The sequence below is a fragment of the Pseudomonas syringae genome (assembly GCF_000737245.1).
Lineage (GTDB): Bacteria > Pseudomonadota > Gammaproteobacteria > Pseudomonadales > Pseudomonadaceae > Aquipseudomonas > Aquipseudomonas syringae_J.
This window is the reverse complement of record NZ_JPQU01000023.1, coordinates 103,785-126,554: the sequence shown is the minus strand read 5'-3', so window position 1 is coordinate 126,554 and position 22,770 is coordinate 103,785. Positions and strand designations below refer to the sequence as shown.

General features: G+C 58.4%; 21 protein-coding genes. 10 read left to right on the top strand and 11 right to left on the bottom strand.

The window, feature by feature from the left end:
- Positions 1-72: 72 nt before the first annotated feature.
- The 4 genes from IV01_RS0124760 to IV01_RS18150 form a co-directional block, all read right to left on the bottom strand.
- Positions 73-1,389, bottom strand: coding sequence for an MFS transporter (locus tag IV01_RS0124760; RefSeq protein ID WP_050507329.1), 1,317 nt, complete (start codon positions 1,387-1,389; stop codon positions 73-75).
- A gap of 64 nt (positions 1,390-1,453) precedes the next feature.
- On the bottom strand, positions 1,454-2,419 hold the full coding sequence (locus IV01_RS18140; RefSeq protein ID WP_032627190.1) for a sugar kinase: 966 nt from the start codon (positions 2,417-2,419) through the stop codon (positions 1,454-1,456).
- A complete protein-coding gene (locus IV01_RS18145; protein WP_032627189.1) occupies positions 2,412-3,209 on the bottom strand; it encodes a sugar phosphate isomerase/epimerase family protein in 798 nt (265 codons plus the stop codon). Before IV01_RS18145 ends, IV01_RS18140 begins: the two co-directional genes overlap by 8 nt.
- A gap of 62 nt (positions 3,210-3,271) precedes the next feature.
- Entirely contained in the window at positions 3,272-4,255 is a 984-nt protein-coding gene (locus IV01_RS18150; protein WP_195758761.1) for a LacI family DNA-binding transcriptional regulator, read from the bottom strand.
- A gap of 331 nt (positions 4,256-4,586) precedes the next feature.
- Between IV01_RS18150 and IV01_RS18155 the strand changes: the two genes are divergently transcribed.
- From IV01_RS18155 to IV01_RS18185, 6 genes are all read left to right on the top strand, one after another.
- Entirely contained in the window at positions 4,587-5,675 is a 1,089-nt protein-coding gene (locus IV01_RS18155; RefSeq protein WP_418903514.1) for an MFS transporter, read from the top strand.
- Between the two features lie 276 nt (positions 5,676-5,951).
- The gene (locus IV01_RS18165; RefSeq protein ID WP_032627186.1) at positions 5,952-6,632 is read left to right on the top strand and encodes a hypothetical protein; all 681 of its coding nucleotides are present in this window, start codon (positions 5,952-5,954) and stop codon (positions 6,630-6,632) included.
- 55 nt (positions 6,633-6,687) lie between these two features.
- A complete protein-coding gene (gene lexA, locus IV01_RS18170) occupies positions 6,688-7,305 on the top strand; it encodes a transcriptional repressor LexA (protein WP_032627185.1) in 618 nt (205 codons plus the stop codon).
- The gene (gene imuA / locus IV01_RS18175; RefSeq protein ID WP_032627184.1) at positions 7,305-7,922 is read left to right on the top strand and encodes a translesion DNA synthesis-associated protein ImuA; all 618 of its coding nucleotides are present in this window, start codon (positions 7,305-7,307) and stop codon (positions 7,920-7,922) included. Before lexA ends, imuA begins: the two co-directional genes overlap by 1 nt.
- Before the next feature lie 7 nt (positions 7,923-7,929).
- The gene (locus IV01_RS18180) at positions 7,930-9,345 is read left to right on the top strand and encodes a Y-family DNA polymerase (RefSeq protein WP_032627183.1); all 1,416 of its coding nucleotides are present in this window, start codon (positions 7,930-7,932) and stop codon (positions 9,343-9,345) included.
- Positions 9,342-12,440 (top strand): error-prone DNA polymerase, encoded by a 3,099-nt coding sequence (locus tag IV01_RS18185; RefSeq protein WP_032627182.1) that lies wholly within the window; start codon positions 9,342-9,344, stop codon positions 12,438-12,440. Before IV01_RS18180 ends, IV01_RS18185 begins: the two co-directional genes overlap by 4 nt.
- Positions 12,441-12,462: 22 nt before the next feature.
- On the opposite strand, the gene IV01_RS0124755 is transcribed toward IV01_RS18185, so the two are convergent.
- A complete protein-coding gene (locus tag IV01_RS0124755; RefSeq protein WP_032627181.1) occupies positions 12,463-12,915 on the bottom strand; it encodes a response regulator in 453 nt (150 codons plus the stop codon).
- Between the two features lie 355 nt (positions 12,916-13,270).
- On the opposite strand from IV01_RS0124755, the gene IV01_RS18190 reads away from it, so the two are divergent.
- Positions 13,271-14,170 (top strand): polysaccharide deacetylase family protein, encoded by a 900-nt coding sequence (locus IV01_RS18190; RefSeq protein WP_032627180.1) that lies wholly within the window; start codon positions 13,271-13,273, stop codon positions 14,168-14,170.
- Between the two features lie 42 nt (positions 14,171-14,212).
- Here the strand turns inward: IV01_RS18190 and IV01_RS18195 are convergent, their stop codons facing one another.
- A complete protein-coding gene (locus IV01_RS18195) occupies positions 14,213-15,301 on the bottom strand; it encodes an NADH:flavin oxidoreductase/NADH oxidase (protein ID WP_032627179.1) in 1,089 nt (362 codons plus the stop codon).
- Positions 15,302-15,389: 88 nt separating this feature from the next.
- Here IV01_RS18195 and IV01_RS18200 point away from each other — a divergent pair, with 88 nt between their 5' ends.
- On the top strand, positions 15,390-15,692 hold the full coding sequence (locus tag IV01_RS18200; RefSeq protein WP_032627178.1) for an ArsR/SmtB family transcription factor: 303 nt from the start codon (positions 15,390-15,392) through the stop codon (positions 15,690-15,692).
- A 39-nt stretch (positions 15,693-15,731) separates the two neighbouring features.
- The gene (locus tag IV01_RS18205) at positions 15,732-16,019 is read left to right on the top strand and encodes a DUF1883 domain-containing protein (protein ID WP_032627177.1); all 288 of its coding nucleotides are present in this window, start codon (positions 15,732-15,734) and stop codon (positions 16,017-16,019) included.
- Positions 16,020-16,194: 175 nt separating this feature from the next.
- Here the strand turns inward: IV01_RS18205 and IV01_RS18210 are convergent, their stop codons facing one another.
- The 4 genes from IV01_RS18210 to IV01_RS18225 are packed head-to-tail and all read right to left on the bottom strand — an operon-like array spanning position 16,195 to position 20,467.
- Positions 16,195-17,424, bottom strand: coding sequence for a Zn-dependent hydrolase (locus tag IV01_RS18210; RefSeq protein WP_032627176.1), 1,230 nt, complete (start codon positions 17,422-17,424; stop codon positions 16,195-16,197).
- Positions 17,425-17,446: 22 nt separating this feature from the next.
- Entirely contained in the window at positions 17,447-18,376 is a 930-nt protein-coding gene (locus IV01_RS18215; RefSeq protein ID WP_032627175.1) for a 2-hydroxyacid dehydrogenase, read from the bottom strand.
- Positions 18,373-19,128: a class II aldolase/adducin family protein gene (locus tag IV01_RS18220; RefSeq protein ID WP_032627174.1), complete on the bottom strand. Its 756-nt coding sequence runs from the start codon at positions 19,126-19,128 to the stop codon at positions 18,373-18,375. The genes IV01_RS18215 and IV01_RS18220 overlap by 4 nt, the downstream gene beginning before the upstream one ends.
- 40 nt (positions 19,129-19,168) lie before the next feature.
- Positions 19,169-20,467, bottom strand: coding sequence for an MFS transporter (locus IV01_RS18225; protein ID WP_032627173.1), 1,299 nt, complete (start codon positions 20,465-20,467; stop codon positions 19,169-19,171).
- A 153-nt stretch (positions 20,468-20,620) separates the two neighbouring features.
- On the opposite strand from IV01_RS18225, the gene IV01_RS18230 reads away from it, so the two are divergent.
- On the top strand, positions 20,621-21,598 hold the full coding sequence (locus tag IV01_RS18230; protein WP_032627172.1) for a LysR family transcriptional regulator: 978 nt from the start codon (positions 20,621-20,623) through the stop codon (positions 21,596-21,598).
- 136 nt (positions 21,599-21,734) lie between these two features.
- On the opposite strand, the gene IV01_RS18235 is transcribed toward IV01_RS18230, so the two are convergent.
- Positions 21,735-22,763 carry a histone deacetylase family protein gene (locus IV01_RS18235; protein ID WP_032627171.1) on the bottom strand — a complete coding sequence of 343 codons (1,029 nt, stop codon included), beginning with the start codon at positions 22,761-22,763 and terminating at the stop codon, positions 21,735-21,737.
- Between the last annotated feature and the right edge of the window lie 7 nt (positions 22,764-22,770).

Here is a 22,770-nt window from a genome sequence, read left to right as displayed (position 1 = left end):
CTGCCTAAGTGGCGTCTGCAATGCAGTCTTCCCGGCTAAAGCCGGTCCCACGACAGAGAGGCCACAGTCTTCTCACGAATGCACATGCACCCGGCGACCATTGCCCTGATCCTTGGCAGCTTGAGGTTTGTTATCGGGCCTGAGCATCAACGTCAGCAGTACCGAAACCAAGAGTGATCCGCTCATGAACAGGTACGACGCGCTCAGAGTGCCCGTCATGCCATTCAGGTAGCCCACCAGATAAGAGCCTGCAAATGAACCCAGTGCGCCCAGGCTGTTGATCAGCGCCATGGCACCGCCAGCCACGTTAGCTGGAAGGATTTCCGGGACAATGGCGAAAAACGGCCCATAAGGCGCGTACATACAGGCACCAGCGATGACCAGCAAGGAGTACGACCACCAAAAGTGCTCAGTACCCAAGGCATAGGAGCCGTAGAAAGCCACAGCCGCCAGCAGCAGCGGTGGCCAGACGAACAGTTTGCGTTTCTGCAGTTTATCGGAGGCCCAGGACACCGCGACCATGCCAATCACCGCCGCCAGGTAAGGCAACGCGGACAGCCAGCCAGCCTCGACCATGTCCATCTGCATGCCTTGCTTGAGAATGGTCGGCAACCACAGCACAAAGCCATAGACCCCGATGCTCCAGCAGAAATATTGCGCCGCCAACAGCAACACTTTGGGCGAGCGGAAGGCCTCGGCGTAGTTCTTGACCGGTTTGATCCCCACCTGCTCGGCATCCAGTCGGGTTTGCAATTCGGTCTTTTCAGCATCGGTCAGCCATTTGGCCTGAGCTGGGCGCTCGTCCACCAGACGCCACCAGATGAAGGCCCAGATCACCGCTGGCAGCCCTTCAACAATAAACATCCAGCGCCAGCTGTAATGGGCGACCAGATACCCCGAAACCACGGACATCCAGAGCATGGTCACCGGGTTGCCGAGGATCAGCACGGTATTGGCCCTAGAGCGTTCAGCGCGGGTGAACCAATAACACAGGTAGACCAGCATCGCCGGCATCACCGCAGCTTCCACCACTCCGAGCAGGAAGCGGATCACGATCAACATGTAAACGTTGGAGATCACGCCGGTCAGCGTCGCCAGGCTGCCCCAGAGGATCAGGCTGACGAAGATCAGTTTCTTCACGCTGCGCTTCTGGGCGTAAATGGCTCCCGGCACTTGAAAGAAGAAGTAGCCCAGGAAAAACAGCGCCCCAAGCAACGAGGACATACCCGGTGTGATGTGCAGGTCTTCGGCCATGCCTGACGCTGCGGCGAAGCCATAGTTGGCCCGGTCCAGATAGGCCAGGCTGTAGGTGATGAAGACGATGGGCATGATCAACAGCCAACGGCGTTTCAATCCACCGGTTTTAATCGTATCGAGCAAGTGGTCCATTTTGTTCTCCTGAGCTTGTTGTTTTTGTCGCAGCAGGTTCGGTTCTTAATGTTGTTGAATGGGGTCAGACCGGTTCTGGTAACACGCTTTGGCTATTGAAAGCGGCATGCAAAGCCGCCCGGGTCGGCAGGCCTTCCATGTCGCCGCGACTTTGCACGGCCAGGCTGCCAACCCAGTTGCCACGGGCCACGGCATGGGCAAAGCTGTGATTTTCCAACAAGGCGCTGATCACGCCGACGGCGAAACCATCGCCAGCGCCTACTGTGTCAACGACCTTGCGCACCGGTACAGCGGCGATAAAACCCTGATCCTGCGCCGTGCGGTAATACGCGCCGTGGGCTCCCAGTTTGATCACCACGGCTTCGACGCCAAGGTCCAGATAGAACGCCGCGATGTCGGCAGGCGCTTCCTGGCCGGTCAACAACATGCCTTCGGTCAGGCCGGGCAAAACCCAATGGGCCAGGCTGGCCAGCGCATTGATCTCGGTGATCATGGTCTTCTGACTCGACCACAACGACGGGCGCAAGTTGGGATCGAATGACACGCTGCGTTCTGCCTGGTGCATGCGCGTCATCAATTCTCTGGACAGCTCACGGGTGCTGTCGGAAAGCGCCGCCGGGATACCGGTGGCGTGGAGATGGCGGGCATTGAGCAGCGACGGATCAAGGTCAGCTATCGACAAATGGCTGGCGGCCGAGCCTTTGCGGAAGTACTCCACGGTGGGATCGGCACCTTGCAGTTCCAGAGACTTGAACTGGAAGCCCGTGGGGTAACGGTCATCGGTGGTGACGTAGCGACAGCTGACACCTTCGCGTTGGAGGCTCTCTGTGACGAAGCGTCCCAGAGAGTCATTGCCCACCCGGCTGAGCCAGGCGACGTTGAAGCCCAGCCTCGACAAACCAATGGCCACGTTGCTGTCAGCCCCGGCGATGCGTTTTTCGAAATGGCTGACCTGAGCCAGATCCCCACTTTGCTCGGCGACGAACATGGCCATGGTTTCGCCAAATGAAAGAATATCGATCTCACACATGGCTCGGCTCCTTGGGTTGGGCCGCTTCGTGGGTTCCGGCGAGATCTGCGAGGATGCTCACCTGGTGCCGGGTGACCTCAAGCAAGTCATCGCCTTGCAGGGGGTATTCGATGGCGCGGGGCAAGCCCGGTGTCATGTAACCCAGTAATTCACCCCAGGCTGGCAAATCGCAGGGCTGTGGCGGTATGGCGATCAGCTTGCCTGCTGCATCACGTGTGACCGCCTTGAAATGAACATATTCAACGTACTGGCCCAGCTGTCGTGCGGCACTGAGAGGCGATTGCTCTTGCCAATGCCAATTGCCGACATCGAAGGTCATACCGACCGGAATGTGCAGGTCGCTGATCTGAGCAAAGAAGTGCACAAACCCGTCGATTCGCCCTCCATGAAGTGTTTGGTCGTTCTCAACCAGCAGGCGTACCGGCTGCTGCGTCAAGAGCTGAGCAAGTGCTGCCAGGTCGCAGTCTTCCCTGTAGTGCCCCAAAGACACTTTCAGCCATTGGGCACCGGCTAGCACTGCCCGCTGCAGTGTGGCGCTCAGTTGCGGGTTGGGTGTCAGAGTTTCAGGCAGCCAAAGCTCAAGAGGTGACGAATACAGGCATTCCAGTTGTCGACTGGCGACAGCTGAGCAGAGCGCTGACAACGATTCATGAGTCATCAACTCTTCGCGTAATTCAATCCGCGTAGCACCTGAAACTGCCACAAGATCAACGAAGGCTGCCTGTCCCTGATGGCGCACCGGATCGGCGCCGAAGCTGGAAAGGCTGATGGATACGGGGTTCATGTTCATTCTTGTTGTCCTCTGAAACCGGTTTCATTTTTATTCAGCAGCAAACGTTGAGCGGTTCAAGCTCAGTTACGCTTTCGAGTGGAACCGCGAACAATCAATCGGGCCGGGAAATCGAACGCTCGACATGGCGCCTGATCGCCGCGCAGCCGATTGAGCAGGCATTCGAACGCCGTCACGCCAATGTCGTGGGTGGGTTGCGCCAGGGAAGTGATACCGGTGCCCACCAAGGGGTACCAATCAAGCTCGTCGAGGGCAATCAGGCCGACGTCGTCAAACAACGCACAACCCTTTTCCCGCAGCAAGCGCGTGCAGGTGAGGGTGGCGACACCGTTGGCAGTAAACAGAGCTTTTGCGCCTATGGCTGGGGCATCCAGAAAAGTATTGAGCTGAGCGCCGAATTGCTCGTCGGTTTCCAACACCTGCCCACGCAGGTGCGGGCGCTCAGCGATCAACGATGTGAAGGCTTCCATGCGTTCCAGTCGCGAACTGGTGCCATCCTGTTGCTCGGTGACGAACAGGATGTCGCGATAGCCCGCGTCATCCAGATGGTCAATGGCCTGCAACACCGCCGCCGTGTTGTCCAAGCCCACCAGATCGCTTTCTAGCTGATCGACTTTGCGATCCACCAGCACCATGGGCAACTCGCGATGCAGTTCCCGCAGTTCATCCCGTTGGTGACCGAGGGTGTTCACGATCAAACCTTCGATGTTGTAAGAGCGCAGGGCGGCAAGGTGCAGGCGTTCCTGTTCATCATCGCGGTCGGTATTGCATACCACCAGGCTGTAACCGTGGCGACGGCAGGCGGTTTCGACGCCATGCATGACGGCAATGGAGTAGGGGTTGCGGATATCTGCGAGCAACATGCCGATCAAGCGGGTACGACCGCGTTTCAGGCCGCGGGCCATTTGATTGGGCCGATAGCCGAGGGTGTCGATGGCCTGTTCGATGCGCAGAGCAATGGCGTCAGACAGTAAGGCCCGGTCTTCGCCGATGAAGCGCGAGACACTGGCTTTGGAGACGCCAGCCAGATCCGCGACATCATTCATGGTCACGCGTGGCCGCGTTGACGGAGGGAAGCTACTCACAATTTGCACCCTGTTGGATTTATTGGTGGGCTGGTCGATTTCAGGCTTGGTCTACATGGCCTGAAAACGGTTTCAGAAAACACCAAAGCCAGAGCGGAGTCAATACGAGTTCAGATGAAAGGCACAGGACGAGTGCGTGCAGCAGCGTCAGAAAGTCTGCCGCATGAGTGTTGCTGAATCGTTTATGGAGGGTCACAGGGTTGTCATAAAGCCCTCCAGAGCGGCATGCTGCGGCTCCCTTTGTAACCGGACTTTACTGGATATGGCTTCGGCTTCTCGCAAGGCTGACCTGATGTCGCGTCGCTCCGCGATGGTTCTGGCCCTGTGCCTGCCCAGTGATGTGCTGCTCTACCTGTTGTTGCCGCTGCATGCTGAGGCTTTCGACATCACGCTGGCTCAAGCCGGTGTGCTGCTGGCAGCCAATCGCCTTGTCAGGATTTTCGGCTACAGCTATGTGGTTCGCTATTACGCCCGCTGGGGTGATCGCCCCACGGTCATGCTGGCCGCTGCGACAGCCGCTGTTTGTGCGGTGGGCAATGGCCTGATTTCTGGCTTCTGGTGGTTGCTGATACTGCGCCTGGGCTGGGGGCTGGCGTATGCGGCGATGAACCTGTCTACCCAGGTGTTGGCAACTTCGGACCCTGCTGGAGCAGCCCATCGTTCCGGCCGTTCACGAGCCTATGTTGCGATCGGCCCGATGATTGCCTTGCCATTGGGAGCATTGATCAGCATTGAGTTCGGGCCTCGCCTGATATTCCTGCTGCTCGCCGTCGCATCAATGATCGGATGGTGGGTTGCACGGGGATTGCCCAGCATAGGGCACGCCATGCCAACGCCATCCGGTCGGCGTTTCAAGACGCCTGACAGTGTCGCGGTCTGGTCCTTTATTGAAGGTGTTGCCCTGGATGGTTTGTTCATCTTCGGTCTCGCGCTTCAAGCGCAAACCATGATGGGCAGTAATGCAGTGGTGGTGGCCGGTGTGCTCTTGGCCCTGCGCTATGTCTCGGAAATGCTCTTGAGCCCGTTGGGCGGCCGTGCGGCTGAGCAGTTTGGCGCGGTGCGCATGCTGGTGATTTTTTCAGTACTGACCTGTATTGCCCTGACGGCATTTGGCTCGCATTGGTTGATTCTGGGGGCGGGCAGTGTGCTGATTTTGCGTGCCGTGCAGTTACCGCTGGTGACCACACTGGTCGCTCAGCGCAACCCCGGTCCAGGCCGGGTCCAGGCGTTGGCCGCCAATGCAGTGTGGCGGGATGTTGGTGCAGGCGTTGGCCCCTTGCTGGCCGGGTTAATACTGCCGGTGACGTCAGCCGTATGGGTGTATGCTCTGGCGGGTCTGGCGGTGGCATTGAGTGCAGTGTTTTGCAGCTTGCGCAAATGACTCAGGCTTTATGTCTTTCGGCACTCCAGTGAATGTCAATTCTTCATGCATCTAATGATTCACTCGCCTTTTTGCAGCCTGGATGCAACCTCCGGCCCGTTTTCGACTCTCATTCTCTCGTCAACAAGACCGACATATTCGCGCGTTAGGCTGTGGAGCGTATCAAGGACGCGCTTCAAGATGCCTGAAAAAGGGAGTTTCCAAGGGTAGCGGACCCAGTCATGGATGCAGTTCACGCTACGCATCTCAATGCCCGCTCATAAAAATCAGAGAATCATGAATTTTTTAAAAGCCCCCGTTAGCACCCGATTCAAGCGACGCTGTGCTTTTTTGCTCGTTCCGGTATTCGTCGTCGCTTCCTCCGTTGCTCTGTTCAGCCTGGGCAGAGGCGTACATGCCGAACCCAAGAACGGTACTCAAACGCTAGTGTTCATGCGTCACGCGGAAAAACCTTCAATGGGCCTGGGCCAGCTCAACTGCCAGGGTCTGAACCGTGCCATTGATCTTTCTGACCTATTGCCTCGGCAATTTGGCAATGCAAATTTCATTTTTGCCGCCAATCCCAGTCGTCATGTGGAAGAAGGAGAGGGTGATCTTTCCTACAGCTATCTTCGTCCCCTGATGACGGTTGGTCCCAGCGCGATCAAGCTCGGGCTGCCGATCAATATTGATTACGGTGCCAATGACACCAGCGCGCTAGCCGATGAGTTGATGCGTGACAAGTATCATGACTCAACCATCTATACCGCCTGGTCCCACGGTTATCTGCCGGAATTGATCAACAAGGTCGCCGAGGAGGCTTCCGGCAAGAAGATCACTTTGCTCGACGACTGGACCGGGGACGACTTCGACTCGGTACTGGTCCTGACTCTCAAATGGACCAATGGCAAAGCCACCCTGGAGTACGAGAACTATAAGCAAGGCCTTAATGATGGTGCCCAGGGCTGTCCGAGCTGAAGTGTAAACGCTGGCGACAGGTGGTTCTGGTCAGATAAAGCGCAATGGAGTACAAATGTACTCCATGAGCACATTATCTCCCCGCCGCAGCGCAATACTGACTTTCATCCGCGATCGAATCGCGCAACAAGGTCAATCCCCAAGCCTGGCCGAAATTTCCGAAGCCTTTGGTTTTGCTTCGCGCAGTGTGGCCCGTAAACACATTATTGCCCTGACTGAAGCGGGCCTGATCGAAGTCATGCCCAATCAGGCCCGGGGCATTCGTCTGGTTCAGCTTGAGCCGCGGCCAGAGCTGTTGGAAATCCCGGTGCTGGGTCGAGTCGCCGCCGGCGCACCGATTGGCCCTGACGTCGATCACCATGACACGCTGCTGCTGGATCGCGGCACATTCTCCCGTGTCCCTGACTATCTATTGCGAGTGCAGGGCGATTCGATGATCGAGGACGGCATCCTTGATGGCGATCTGGTGGGTGTGCATCGCAGCAGTGATGCCCATGACGGGCAGATTGTCGTGGCGCGTCTTGATGGCGAAGTCACTATCAAGCGCCTGCACAAGGGCAGTGATGCAATCAACCTGCTGCCTCGCAATCCGGCGTATGCCCCTATTGTGATTCGACCGGATCAGGACTTCGCCATCGAAGGCGTGTTCTGTGGTCTGGTGAGGCGTGCATGATGGGCGCCGTCGTCAGCCTTGATTCGCTGCTGGATGAGCGCCGGGTCTGGAAAGGCCGGCAAAGTGCAGCACCTGTCAGCCTGCAACCTACCGGTCATTCAGCGCTGGACGCTGCCTTGCCTTCTGGGGGCTGGCCTCCGGCGGCGCTCAGTGAAATTCTCGTCGCCTCCGACGGCAGTGGTGAATTGCGTCTGCTCTGGCCAACCCTCGCACGCTTGGCAAGCAGTGGTGAGCGGCTGGTGCTGGTGGCGCCACCCTATATTCCTTACCCCCAGGCCTGGCTGGCCGCCGGGATTGACATGGGTCAAATGACCGTGGTTCAGGCTCGCGACAGGGACGCTCTGTGGGCGGCTGAGCAATGCTTGCGCTCCGGCAGTTGTGGCGCCGTGCTCTGCTGGCCTGGCCATGTGGATGATCGGGCACTGCGCCGTTTGCAGGTCGCGGCAGAGACCGGGCAAACCCTGGCCTTTGCCTGTCGACCGCTTGCGGCCGCGAATAATCCTTCACCTGCTGCGCTACGGATTGCCATCGATACACGGCCTCAGCAATTGCGAGTGCTCAAATGTCGCGGCGGTCTGGCACCTACAGCCCCCATCCCGTTCACCCCGGACGCTTGAGGTCGCCATGTTGTGGGCCTGTGTATTGCTACCGCAACTGGCGCTGGATGGTGTCATGCGCCGTCGAACCGACCCTGATGAACCATTGGCTTTGCTCAGCGGCACCCCTCAGCGCCGGGTACTGCAAACAGTCAATCAGGCGGCCCGTGCTCTTGGACTCCGCCCCGGCCAGTCACTGATCAGTGCGCAAGTGTTGGCCCGGGATTTCGCAACGGAGGAATACGATCCGGCTGAAACCGAAGCTTTAGAGCAATTATTGGCGGCCTGGGCATATGGTTTCAGCTCACAGGTCAGCCTCAAGTATCCTCGGGCGTTGCTCATGGAGATTGAATCAAGTCTTGGACTGTTCGGACCATGGCCGATTTTCGAAGCGCGCCTGCGCGAGGAGTTGACCGCTCTGGGCTTCAGCCACCGGATAGTCGTGGCGCCCAACCCGGTTGCAGCGCGGATGCTGGCCAATGCTCACGACGGCCTGGCGATCATGGAGGCTGCGCATCTGCGGCCGGCGCTGGAGCAGATGCCTCTGGATCGAATCGGCTTGAGCCGCGATGTGTTCACTGCGTTGTCGCGGATGGGCTTTCGCTGCCTTCGACAGGTGCTTGAACTTCCTCGTCATACCTTGGCTCGTCGCTTTCCAGCGCAGGTTTTGCTGCATATCGACAACCTGCTGGGTGAGCGTCCGGTTGCGCTGGAGTGCTATACACCGCCTGACTTTTTCGATGTCAGGATTGAATTGAACTTCGATGTCGAGTCGCATCAGGCTCTGCTGTTTCCTCTCAAGCGTCTGGTCACCGATCTGGCAGCCTTTCTGGCCGGGCGAGACAGCGGTGTGCAGCGTTTCTGCCTGTCTCTTGAGCACCATGAAGGTCCGGATACCCGGTTGCCGGTGGGTTTGCTCAGCGCCGAGCGCGAAGCCGGCATGTTGTTTGAGCTGGCCAGAGGGCGTCTGGAGCAGATTCAGGTACCTTCACCGGTACACGCCGTGCGTTTGGAGGCTCGTGATTTGCCCACATTCGTACCGGTACGTCGTGAGTTGTTCGATGAGCGGCCCCATCAGGCTTTGCCTTGGGAGCAACTGCGGGAACGCTTGCGCGCGAGGCTGGGTGATGAGTCGGTGAGCAGTTTGCGCATGCATGCGGATCATCGGCCGGAATGCGCCTGGCAGTGCGATGCGCCAGGCAAAGTAAAAACTGCTATTCCCTGTGTGCCCAGGCCTGGTTGGCTGTTGTCCACACCGCAAGCTTTGCGTGAGAGTGAAGCCCGAATCCTTGCCGGACCTGAACGCATCGAATCCGGTTGGTGGGACGGTGGCGATGTTCGCCGGGATTATTACCTGATCGAGACCCGAACCGGCCAGAGAGGCTGGGCTTATCGGGCGGTGGGTGAGGGTGACGACTTGTTACTGCATGGCTGGTTCGCATGAACACGGGTTACGCGGAGCTGCATTGCCTTTCCAACTTCACGTTTCAGCGAGGGGCTTCCAGCGCTGGCGAATTGTTCGACCGTGCCCAGGCTCATGGCTACGCAGCGCTGGCGATCACCGATGAGTGTACGCTGGCCGGGATTGTTCGTGCCTGGCAAGCCGCAAAAAAAACCAGCCTGGAGCTGATTGTCGGCAGCGAGATGCAGATCAACGATGGCCCCAGAATCGTCCTGCTGGTGGAGAACCTCGCCGGTTATCAAGCCTTGTGCCAGTTGATCACCGTGGCCCGGCGGCGCGCCAAAAAAGGCGAATATCTGCTGTTGCGCGACGACTTCAAAACGCCTCTGGACGGTTTGCTGGCTCTATGGCTTGCCGATTCCGATCAACCAAACGCCTCATTGATGGAACAGGCTCGGTGGTTGCGCACCTGCTTTGAAAGCACTTTGTGGCTGTCCGTTGAGCTGCACCGTGGGCCGGACGATAAGCAGCGGCTGGACAGGCTGTTGGAGCTAAGCCGCAAATTGCACATCCCGGCTGTCGCCACTGGCGACGTGCATATGCATGCCCGGGGGCGACGGGCCTTGCAAGATACGATCACTGCCATTCGCCATCACACCACGGTGGCTGCGGCTGGCCATAACCTCTTCCCCAATGGCGAACGGCACCTGCGCCCGCTGGACGTTCTGTCCAGTCTCTATCCTCAAGCGTTGTTGGCTCAAACCCTGTGCATCGCCAAACGCTGCCGTTTCGACCTGAGCCAGTTGCGTTATGAATATCCTCATGAGCTCGTACCTCACGGGCATTCGCCTGACTCTTGGTTGCGGGAGATGACTGAGCGTGGTGCCCGTAAGCGCTGGCCCAAGGGGTTGAAGCCGGAGACCCGCGCCCAGATCGAAAAAGAGCTGAGCCTGATCCGCGAGATGAAGTTCGACAGTTATTTCCTGACGGTGCATGACATCGTCGAATTTGCCCGTGAGCGCAGCATTCTCTGTCAGGGGCGCGGTTCTGCGGCCAACTCCGTGGTGTGCTTCGCGCTGGGCATAACCGAACTGAACCCGGAAACCAGCAACCTGCTGTTCGAGCGTTTCATTTCGAAAGAGCGCAATGAGCCGCCGGATATCGACGTGGATTTCGAGCACGAGCGTCGTGAAGAAGTCCTGCAGTACATCTTCCAGCGCTATGGCCGGGGCAGGGCAGCACTGACTGCGGTAGCCAGCACCTACCACGGCACCGGGGCTGTGCGTGACGTGGCCAAAGTGCTGGGTTTACCCCCGGATCAGATCAATGCCTTGGCTGATTGCTTCAGCAGCTGGAGCGATGACCTACCTTCCGAGGCCAGGTTACGTGAGAGCGGCTTTGATCCTGAGACGCCTATTCTGCGCCGTGTCCTGACTTTGACCCGCGAGCTGATCGGCTTTCCCCGACATCTCTCACAGCACCCCGGTGGCTTTGTAATCTCCGAACATCCGCTGCATACCCTTGTGCCGGTGGAAAATGCGGCCATGGCGGATAGAACCATCATTCAGTGGGACAAGGACGATCTGGATGCAGTAGGGCTGCTCAAGGTCGATATTCTCGCCTTGGGCATGCTCAGTGCCTTGCGTCGGACCTTTGATCTTGTGCGTCGGTATCGGGGCAACGACTGGACGTTGGCGACCTTGCCGGCCGATGATCCGGCCACCTACGAAATGATCGGCCGGGCCGACACCATTGGGGTGTTCCAGATTGAATCCCGGGCGCAGATGGCCATGTTGCCGCGCATGAAGCCTAAAGAGTTCTACGATCTGGTGATTGAGGTTGCCATCGTCAGGCCGGGGCCTATTCAGGGGGACATGGTGCATCCCTACCTGCGCCGGCGAAACAAGGAAGAGGAGGTCACATATCCGGCGAAGCTGGAAAAGGTCTTCAAACGGACTCTGGGCGTGCCGTTATTCCAGGAACAAGTCATGGAAGTGGCCATCATCGCAGCGGACTATTCACCGGGCGAGGCCGATGAGTTACGTCGATCCATGGCCGCCTGGAAGCGTCATGGTGGATTGGAGCCACACCGGATACGGCTTGCGAAACGGATGCAGGCCAATGGTTATGAACCTGAGTTCATTGAGCGGATCTTCGAGCAGATCAAGGGCTTTGGAAGCTATGGTTTCCCGGAGTCCCACGCTGCCAGCTTTGCCTTGCTGACTTACGCCAGTTGCTGGCTCAAATGCCATGAACCGGCTGCCTTTGCCTGCGCCTTGATCAACAGCTGGCCCATGGGTTTCTACAGCCCGGATCAGATTCTTCAGGATGCACGTCGCCACCACATCGAAATCCGTCCGGTGGATATCCGCTATAGCGATTGGGATTGCAGCCTGGAGCCGGTCGAACATCCTGACCGCAATCGTTCGCTGGCACTGCGTATGGGCTTGCGCATGATTCGCGGGTTTCGTGAGGACGATGCCAAGCGGATTGAGGTGGCCCGGGAACGCAAGGCGTTCATCGATGCAACTGACTTGAGCCTGCGTGCGCAACTGGACAGTCGTGCAAGAGAATCCCTGGCTGATGCTGGCGCCTTGCGTGGTCTGATCGGGCATCGCCACCGCGCACGCTGGGAAGTGGCGGGGGTTGAAGCGCAACGGCCTTTGTTCGGGTTCGATGAACCTGTCGAAGAATCGCAAATCGCGCTTCCACTGCCCACGGTTGCCCAGGACCTGATGGCGGATTACGCCATGACCGGCACCACGTTAGGACCGCATCCGTTGGCCATGCTGCGACGCCAGCTTGCCGCCAAACGGTTTCGCAGTTCAAAAGAGCTGCTGGAGCTTGAGCACGGACGGCCTGTCAGTGTAGCCGGGCTGGTGGTTGGCAGGCAGCGGCCGGGTACGGCCAGTGGCGTGACATTTGTCACGCTAGAGGACGAGTTCGGGATGGTAAACGTGGTGGTATGGCGTGACCTGGCAGAGCGTCAGCGCAAAGTTCTGGTCGGATCTCAGTTGTTGCAGGTATTCGGACGGCTGGAGTCACAAAGCGGGGTGCGCCATGTGATAGCGAAGCGACTTTACAATCTGACGCCGCTACTGACGGGGCTGGATGTACGCAGTCGAGACTTCAAGTGAAACGGTATAGAGCATGCTGCACTCAGCGTGACTGGCTCGCGGTTTCGCTGGAGTGGGCGCCGCTAGCACTGATCTTCCCGCATACACCATCCAGCAGCTGAGTAATGGTCCAGGGCTTGGCGATGAAAAGCACATCAGGAGGAAGCTGATCACTGCCGGGCGTTCCGTGTCCGGACATCACCACGATGGGCATCGCAGGCCATTTACCGGCCACCAGATTTGCCAAAGCGATGCCGTCCATGCTTCCAGGCATGCGTACATCAGTCAGCAGTAATGACACTTCATGCGCGTGATTCTGAAGATATTCAAGGGCTTGATCTGCGTTCTCCACAGACTCAGTCCTGAACCCGCCTTCGAACTCAAGGATCTCTTGCACGAAGTCGCGAATCATTGGTTCATCCTCGACAATCAGCACCAGACTTGCCGATGCCGATGCCGATGCCGAGGCCTCCCCATACTGCGATGATTGAGTCATTACTTATTCCCTCTGCTAATCATTAAGAAGCACGAAGCACTGCGCCGTTGGATCCAGTCGGTCGCTTCTCGTCATCTGAACAAAACAAACTGAAAAAAATTCATTTTTTTATAAAAATCGACGAGTTGCAGATGATCGGCGCAATGACGGCGCATTGACAGCTAAACGGGAGAAAAATGCGAAGTCTGCCAAATAATGCATTCCTCGTGTAAATGACTGAAATGCCAAGCGCAATCAACACGAATTTGCGGTTAAACTGCCGCCCGCTATTGCCTGTCGATAGCCTTCGTTAGCGCCAATGCATGGATTTGCTCGGGCCAGATCGTTTCAGCCGTTATCCGGGCGACAAAATTCCATGAAAACCATTTTCACTGTGATGAGCTGTCTCGCCATGGCGGCAGCACTGGCGGGTTGTATTGCCGCGCCGGTTCCTCTGACCTCCGAAACCGAGCAACGGTTGCAGCAGCAACCGCCGATTCGCTTCCTTCTGACATTCGATGACGGCCCCAGCTCTTCGGGGTTCGCTAATCCAACCTTGCAAGTGATGGACAGCCTTGCCCATAACCCGCTGCAAAGTGGCATCAAGGCAGTGTTCTTCGTTCAAACCGGAGCGCCCAGGGCGGGCAACAGTGATCGAGGGCGCAGAGTAATGCGTCGCGAGCATGCGCAAGGGCATATCCTGGGTTTTCATACCGGGACCCCGTCGCATACCAATCATCGCTCGTTGAGCCCCCAGGAACTTGAGCAGTCGTTGAACCAGGGCAGCGCAGCCATTGCCGCCATTACCGGTGCGCCGCCCTCACTATTGCGGCCGCCGTTCTGGAACTACGACAAGCGAACCTTTGCGGCTTATCAGTTGCACCAGATGCATGTGTTGCTGACCGATGTCAGCGCCAACGACGGCAAGATCTGGGGCTTCAATGCCAGCCCGCGTCGGCGCTCGCACATGCTCCGGGAATTGTCCGTCGTGCGTGAGCAGGTTGCCAAGGGCGAGCTGCCCAGCGTGGACGGAGTGGTGCCGGTTGTCATCACCTTCCATGACTTGAATCGTTATACCGCAAGGCACACCCGAGAGTATCTACAGATATTGCTCGACAGCGCCCATGCCAACGGCCTGAAGCTGGATGCTAAACCTTTCTATGACAACACCGCCGAACTGCAACGCGCAGCCATGGCACGGACTGTTCAGAGCAGTTCTGAATCCGTGCATTTGCCGGGCTTGTGGGGCTGGATATGGGATAACGACGCTCAATGAAAAAAGGCGACCTAGAGGTCGCCTTTTTTTTCACTTCACTGATCAGTAACGCTCAAGCCAGTGCGCGTAAGGTGCTGGCAATGTCCAGGAAGCCCGATCCACGCCCAATTCCTTGGCCGCGAAATACGCCCAGTGCGGGTTGGCAAGGTGAGCTCTGCCGACCATCACCAGGTCCAACTGACCGTCCTTGACCACTTGCTCGGCGATAGCCGGAGTACCAAAGCCCCAGGCCGAGGACACCGGGATCCCGGCTTCACGGCGCACGCGCTCGGCAATTGGGCCCATGAAGGACGGAGCCCAGGGAATGTTGGTTTCCGGGATGGTGAAGCCGATGCTGACGCTGAGCATGTCCAGGCCTGCCGCCTTGAATTGACGGGTCAGCTCGATGGATTCCAGCATGGTCTGCTCATCACGACCATCGAACTCCAGCACGCCAAAACGCGCGGTCAGCGGCAGGTGTTCAGGCCAGACGTCACGGACGGCGGCCAGGGTTTCCAGCAGGAAGCGGCTGCGATTTTCAAAGCTGCCGCCATAGGCGTCGTCACGCTTGTTGGAGTGTTCGGAGAAAAACGTTTGCGCCAGGTAGCCGTGGGCGAAGTGCAATTCCAGCCATTCAAAACCGGCATCGCGAGCGCGGCGAGCGGCTGCAACGAAGTCGTCACGCACCCGGGCGATATCATCCAGTGTCATGGCTTCTGGCACTTTGGGCAGGTTGGCACCAAAGGCAATGGAGGAGGGCGCGATGGTCTGCCAGCCGCGCGAATCATCGGCAGCGATATGGTCGTCGCCTTCCCACGGACGGTTGGCGCTGGCTTTGCGGCCGGCGTGGGCGATCTGGATGCCTGGCACGGAGCCAGCGTCCTTAATCGCCTTGACCACAGGCACAAAAGCTTGAGCCAGTTCATCATTCCAGATGCCGGTGCAGCCGGGGGTGATACGGCCCTCAGGAGACACCGCAGTGGCTTCGACGATCACCAGGCCGGCGCCGCCACGGGCGATGGCCGCTAGGTGAACTTTGTGCCAATCGTTGATCAAACCATCGACGGCCGAGTATTGGCACATCGGCGGGACGGCAATGCGGTTGCGCAATGTGATGTCTTTAAGGGTGTACGGCTGGAACAACGCAGACATGCTGAAACCTCAGGGATCTAGTGAATTCGATTGTTCGATACTATTCGAACTATGGCTGATTCGTAAACCCCTGTGTATGATTCGCCCCATGCGACCATTCAAACACCCCCCTGCCAGCGATTTTGTCCTCGAGCGATTGTTTTACGCCTTGAGCGATCCGGTACGTCTAGACATCGTGCGCCGCCTTGGCCACGTTACCGAAGCAACCTGCGGCGAGCTTGACGGTGGTCGCCCCAAGTCGAGCATGTCTCATCATTTTCGCGTCTTGCGCGATGCGGGGCTGGTGAGAACCCAGAGCGTGGGCACCACGCACATGAACTCGTTGCGTCTGGAAGATCTGGAAAGTCGCTTTCCGGGCTTGATGCCCATGATCCTTGCCCAGCAAGCGTGAAGCAGATTTAACAGGCCAGAGACCTGGCCGGAGCTGTAGATGAAATTCATACACCAGCGTGAACATCTCAATGAGGACGACATTGTCGTCATCCAGGCGTCCCAGGCCTGCAATATCCGCCTGATGAGCGATGCGAACTTTCGCAGCTTCAAGAATGGCGGCCGCCACACCTATCATGGCGGCGCCTTCGACAGCTTTCCGGCAAAGATCACGGTACCGAGCAGTGGCTACTGGAACATCACTATCGATACAGTGACACGCCGGGCCATCAGCGTGACCCGCAAGCCGACCCTGACTCATTCGATCAAGATCGTGCGCAGATCCTGACGCTCAATCAGACCTCCTGCGCCGTCGGAGGGAAGAGAATTTCGTTGATGTCCATTTTGGACAGCGCTCACATCGCATGCTTGTTGCATAAGTAAACGGCAATCCAAAGAGCTCCCCTTGTGCCCGGCCTTCCGACCGGTGAGGAGGTCAGGTGAGAGATAGGCTGGAAAAATCTTTAGCGCTGAATGCGTCCGACGATGGCGTTGAGCAACACATCGCACCCCATGCGCGCGTGTTCCGGGAAGATGTCTTCGGCCTCGTTGTGACTCAGCCCACCCACACATGGAATGAAGACCATGGTGGTCGGACAGTGGCGCGCCAGCAGGATGGCGTCGTGACCGGCGCCACTGACGATGTCCTGATGGGGGTAACCCAGGGCTTCGACAGCGCTGCGCACTGCCGCAACGCAATCACCATCAAAAGGCGTCGCTGGACTGAGCCAGTGGCGCTCAATACTCAGGGTCAGGCCCCGGGCGTCGGCGACTTGCTGGAAGCGCTGCTGCACTTGCTGTTCCATGGCGGCAATCTGCTCGTCCTGATGATGACGCAGATCCACTGTGAAATTCACACTGCCGGCAATGGTGTTGCGCGACGATTTGGCAATGCTCAACTGGCCGATGGTCACCAGACCCTTGGGGGCGAACTCTTCAGCCAGGGCCTCAAGCTGCGAAGCCATCTGTGCCACGCCAAACACCGCATCCTTGCGCAGTTTCATCGGCGTCGTACCGGCGTGGGCGCTCTGACCCTTGACCTGCACGTCCAGCCAGCAGATGGCCTGGCCGCCGGTTACGACGCCAACTGGCAGGCCATTGTCCTCAAGGATCGGACCTTGCTCGATATGGGCTTCGAAATAAGCGTCGAATGGCCTTTCAAATGGCAGCTCACCGGTGTGGCCAGTCGCTTGTAGCGCTTGGGCGACGCTGATGCCGTCAGCGTCCTGCGCATCCAGAGCCGTTTGCAGGGGCAGGCTGCCAGTGAACACCGCCGAGCCAAACATGGCCGGGGTAAAGCGTGCACCTTCTTCGTTGGTCCACACCGCAATCTCGATGGGGCGCTGGCTCTGAAGGCCTTGTTCGTTGAGGCAGCGAACCACTTCCAGACCGCTCAGTACACCGTAGATGCCATCGAACCTGCCGCCTTTTGGCTGGGTATCCAGGTGACTGCCCATGACAATGGGGGCAAGGCTGTCGTCAATTCCGGCGCGACGCGCGAACAGGTTGCCAATGGCGTCGAAGCCGAGAGTCATGCCTTCTGCCCGGCACCAGCTCATGAACAGTTCGCGTCCGGCTGCATCTTCTGCTGACAGCGCCAACCGACAGTTACCACCCTTGGCGGTGGCGCCTATTTTGGCCATGTCCATGAGGCTGCCCCAGAGGCGCTCGCCGTTGCATTTCAGTACGTTCATCAGTAAGCCTCTTGCGTATTACTCAGTAACCCAGTTCCGGGTTCACCAGATTGTTCAGGGGTTCGCCATTGCTCAGCCGGCGAGCGTTTTCGGCCACCTGCCGGGCGATACAGTCATGAGAGGCGGCTGAAGCCATGTGCGGGGTGATCACCACTCCCGGCATTTGCCAGAGTCGCTCACTGAAAGGCAGCGGCTCGCGCTCGAACACATCCAGTACCGCGCCGCGTAATTGACCGCTGGCGAGCGCCTGCTCCAGGTCGTCAATCACCAAGTGTTGCCCGCGTCCGACGTTGACGATCACCGCACCGGTAGAGAGCGCCGCGAAGGTCCGCTTGCACAGGATGCCGCGGGTGGCCTCGGTCAACGGCAGCAGGTTGATCAGCATGTCCAGCCCGTCGAGGAAACCGTCGAACTGATCATCGCCATGATGACAAGCGACACCCGACAACTCCCGTGGGCTTCGCGCCCAGCCGCGCACCGTATACCCGGCACCGGACAAGTCCGTGGCGATTGCCGCACCCAGCGAGCCAAGACCCATGATGCCCACCTTGAACTCCGAGGCCGGACGCTGCGGGTGACGCTGCCACAGTTTTTGGCGCTGTTGCGCCGTGACACGGTCGAAGTCCCGATGGAAATTCAGCACGGCCCAGCGCACGTATTCGGTCATGCCCTGACGATGGTCCGGGTCGACCACCCGGCAGGCGGGTACGTCAGGACGGCTCGGATCGGTTTGCAGGTGATCAACCCCGGCCGCTACCGAATGCACCAGTTGCAGGTTGGGCAGGGCGCTCATGCTGTTTGCCGGCGGATACCAGCAGGCGGCGATTTGTGCCCGGTCCGCGTGCGGGTCATCGGCCAGCACCACCCGCAATTCGGGTGCCTGGCGAGCGAACGCAGCCTGTAACTGGGTGAGCAGGCCGGTATCGCTTGCCAAAAGAACGACAGTCATCATGAGCAGTACGACTCGCGCTGGTCTTCGATCAGGGTAAGCGTCGCTTTCCAGCTGAGCTGGATGATTTCTTCGGCTTCCTCGCGATCAAATTGCTGTGCTGCCAGGCGGCAGACCTCTTCACTCGGCTGTATCAGTTTGCTGTTGCCGGACAGGGCTTGAATCTGCGCCTGGCAGGCTCGCTCCAGGAAGTGCAATTCGTGGAATGCGTGGGCAACACTTTTACCCCCCACCAGCAGGCCATGGTTGCGCAGGATCATCGCCTTGTGAGTGCCCAGATCAGCGACCAGACGCTCACGCTCATCCATCGACAGGGCGATGCCTTCATAGGTGTGATACGCCAGCTTGCCGTAGAACTTCAACGCGTGTTGAGTGATCGGCAGCAAGCCGTGTTCTTGGGCCGCGACCGCCATGCCTGCGGCGGTATGGGTATGGATCACACAGTTCAGGTCCTCGCGGGCCATGTGAATCGCCGAATGGATCACGAAACCTGCGGCATTGACCCGACTGTTCTCGACGTCGCCGTTGACCACTTGACCATACTGATCGATGCGCACCAGATCGCTGGCCGTCATGCGGTCGAAGATCACCCCGTAGCGGTTGATCAGAAAGTGATGCTCGGGACCTGGAATACGCAGGCTGATGTGCGTGTCGATCAGGTCGGTCATGCGGAAATGCGCCACCAGTCGATACAGCGCGGCCAGGTCATATCGGGCCTGCCGTTCGACGGCATCCATTGAGTCAAGGGTGTTCATGATGGCTCCTTATTAAATGCTGGCTTATTGAACGGCTGGGTTACTGAAGTGCTGGCGCGCGGGCGGCGTTCGTTTCGCCACGCAAGCGCGCCAGGCCACAGACGCCAAATAGCGACAGGCCAGCCACCAAGCTGAAGAAAATCGCCAAGGGCAGCCATTGCCCGGCGTAATGTGTGGCCAGCAACGTGCCAATGATCGGGGTCGTACCGCCAGCAATCGCGCAGATCAATTGATAGGCAATAGAGATGCCGCTGTAGCGCAGATGCGCTGGGAAGGCCTGGGCCATGTAGCCGGCGATGACCGCGTAAAGCGCCGACAAGGTGATCACCGCCATGGCGATGCCCAGGGTCATTAATGCCAGGTTCTGTGTCCCGACCAACACAAACATCGGGTACGGCATGACCATCGAAAGCAGGGCCGCGAGCTTCAGGAACCGGCCTTCGCCGATACGCTCTGCCAGCAGTGCACTCAAGGGCTGGGAGATAAATTGCAGGATCGTCACGATGAACAGGCAATCAAGAATCGTCGCCCGGGAGATTCCCTGATATTGCGTGACGTAGGTGATCATGAACGTATTGGTGAAGAAGAAGCCTGCCGAGCCGATGGTCACGGCGCAGGCCGCGAAGAAAATCTGCCTCCAGCACGTACGTATAACGTCCAGCACAGGGTATTTGGCAGTCTCGCCGTTGTCCGCGACGGCTTTGAATTCCGGCGACTCATCGACCCCGAAGCGAATGACCAAACCAATCATCATCAGCACACCACTGGCCAGGAACGGCAGGCGCCAGCCCCAGTCGAGCAGTTCGGCTGGCTCAAGTGAGGTCACCAGCCGGAAGGCAATCAAGGCGAGCAGCAGGCCGGCCGGGCTACCCAGTTGCGCAAAAGAGGCATAGAACGTCTTGCGACCCTTCGGTGCGTGCTCGCTGGCCATCAACACCGCGCCACCCCATTCGCCACCGACCGAGATCCCCTGAACGATGCGCAGTGCAACTAATCCGATGGGGGCCCAGATGCCAGCGCTGGCATAGCTGGGCAGCATGCCGATTCCGGTGGTAGCCAGGCCCATCAACAGCATCGTGAACAACAGCATCTTCTTGCGACCCAAACGGTCACCCAGATGGCCGAACACCATCCCGGCCATTGGCCGTGCGATAAAGCCAACGGCGAACGTACCGAATGCGGCCAGCGTACTGAGTGCCGGGTTTTCACTGGGGAAGAACACCTGGCCAAGTACCAGAGCAGCGGCAGTGGCGTAGATGTAGAAGTCATAAAATTCGACGGTGGTTCCGACGAATGCAGCGGCGGCCGCACGGCGCGACTGGTTGCGAGAGGTTTGCATGCAAGGCCCTTTTATCATTGGCTTTCTGGCAGGGTTTCAAGACTGATCAATGGCGCTCTGATGGCGCTTACCCGCTTTATCGCTTACCGGTTATGATTAATCAATTTTCTAATACTAATTCTTGGTATTAGCCTGGCTACTAATGGTGAGTGGATGAGCGACGGCGATGTCATCGAGCCGGAAGACAAATGGAAGGGGCGGCGTTTTCTCAATGATCGACTGGACTGGAATCTGCTGCGTACCTATCTGGCCATCGGTCAGGAGCGCAGCATCAGCCGGGCTGCAGCGCGGCTTTTCGTTACTCAATCAGCCGTCAGCCAATCCCTCAAACGGCTGGAGGAACAACTGGATTGCGCATTGATCCTGCGCAGAGGGCCGCGGTTCGACCTGACCCAGGCAGGTGAGGAAGTGCTGGACATCGCGCAGGAGATGTATGGCAACGTCACACGTTTAGGTACAGCGGTTGAGGACGCAGTAGAAGACGTCGTCGGCAAGGTGCGGGTGCTGTCCATCAGCCTCGTGCAGTCGTCCCTGTACGATGAATTCCTGGCGGATTTCCACCAACAGCACCCTCGGGTGGAGTTGGAAGTGGAGGTCATGCGCAGTTCGGATATTCAGAGCTCGTTGAACCAGAAGACCGCCAGCGTGGGCGTCGGCCTGTGCCGATTTGCGCAGCCCAAATTAGAGCGGGTGCCCATGATGCGTCAGCGCTATGCGTTCTTCTGCGGCAAGCGCCACCGGCTATTCGGACAGCGACGGTTATCCCTGGACGGATTGAAAGGGGAGAATTTTGTCAGCTTCACCAGCGACCAGATTGGCGGGAATCTTTCACCCTTGACGGTCTTTCGGGATGAGCACGGGTTCACCGGCAAAATCGTTGCCAAGTCCTCCAGTTTTGAAGAGATCCGCCGCTTGATCATCGCGGGCTACGGCATTGGTTGCTTGCCGGAGCATCTGGTGGACATCGATCTGCACAATGGCCTGATCTGGCGATTGCCGCCAGCGGAAGGCGTTGTGGATGTTGACGTGTTTCTCATGTGGAACCGCGAGCAACGCATGACCCGCGCTGAGACCGTATTTCTCGAATCATTTCAGCGCGCGATTAACTTCTCGGTGCTGGAGAAGACCTAGGCAACAAGTCCTGTAGGAGCGCGCTTGCCCGCGATGGCGTTATTTCAGACGCTAACTTTGTCGACTGAACCAACGTCATCGCGGGCAAGCGCGCTCCTACAGGGTCTACATTTGCTGTGCGATAGCGCGGTGTCAGTTAGCAACCTCTCCAGCTCTGCGAACTGTGGAAAAACGCCTGAGCATTGTCTGCCAGTGTTTCCAGGTGATAGCCACCTTCCTGCACGATCACGCAGGGCAGACCCAGGCTTCGAACGCGTTCACCCAGCCTTGCAAAACCTTCGCGGGTAACGGCGACCTGGCTTTGAGGGTCCAGCTCATAGATATCGAAGCCCAGCGACAGCACCAAGACCTGCGCATCGAAGGCTTTTACCGCCTCCAGCGACTGTTCCAGCTTGTCCATGAACACCGCTTCGCTGGAGCCGTGAGGCATCGGGAAGTTGACGTTGAAGCCCGTCCCGACGCCCGCTCCTTGTTCCTCCTCGAAACCGGCAACCCCAGGGTAGAAGTTCTCCGGATCACCATGAATAGAGGCGTAAAGCACATCATCACGTTCATAAAAGATTTCTTGAATGCCCTGGCCATGATGCATGTCGGTATCGAGCACGGCCACACGCTGGAAGCGTTCCCTTAACACCTGAGCAGCAACCGCCGCGCTGTTCACGTAGCAGAAACCACCAGCCGCCTCGGCACGGGCGTGATGCCCTGGAGGTCTACACAGCGCGTAAGCAGCGGGCTCGCCGTCGAGCACGGCCTTGGCAGCGGCAACAGCACTTTGCGCTGACCAGTAAGCCGACCGCCAGGTATTTTCGCCAACCGGGCAACTGCCATCCGCCAGGTACCGCGCGGCCTTGGCGAGGATTCCACGCAGGGCATTGGGTTCGCGAACAAAGATATTGGACATCACCTCATCGCCCCAGTCGTCGGGCATTTTTTTCCAGTCCGCGTGGGCGTTTTCAAGGAAGGTCAGGTAAGCAGGGCTGTGCACTGCCAGTAAAGGGTCGAGGCCGAAATCCTCGGGTTCTCTGATGTCGAATCCGAGACTGTCCACGGCTTGCAGAAGATTTTGCGCGCGCTGGGGGACTTCCTGCGGGGTGCGCATCTGTCCGCGCGAATAATAGCTTTTCGGAAAGTGCAGAAGTTGTTCGGGATGGAAGAAACTGAGCATCGGTAAT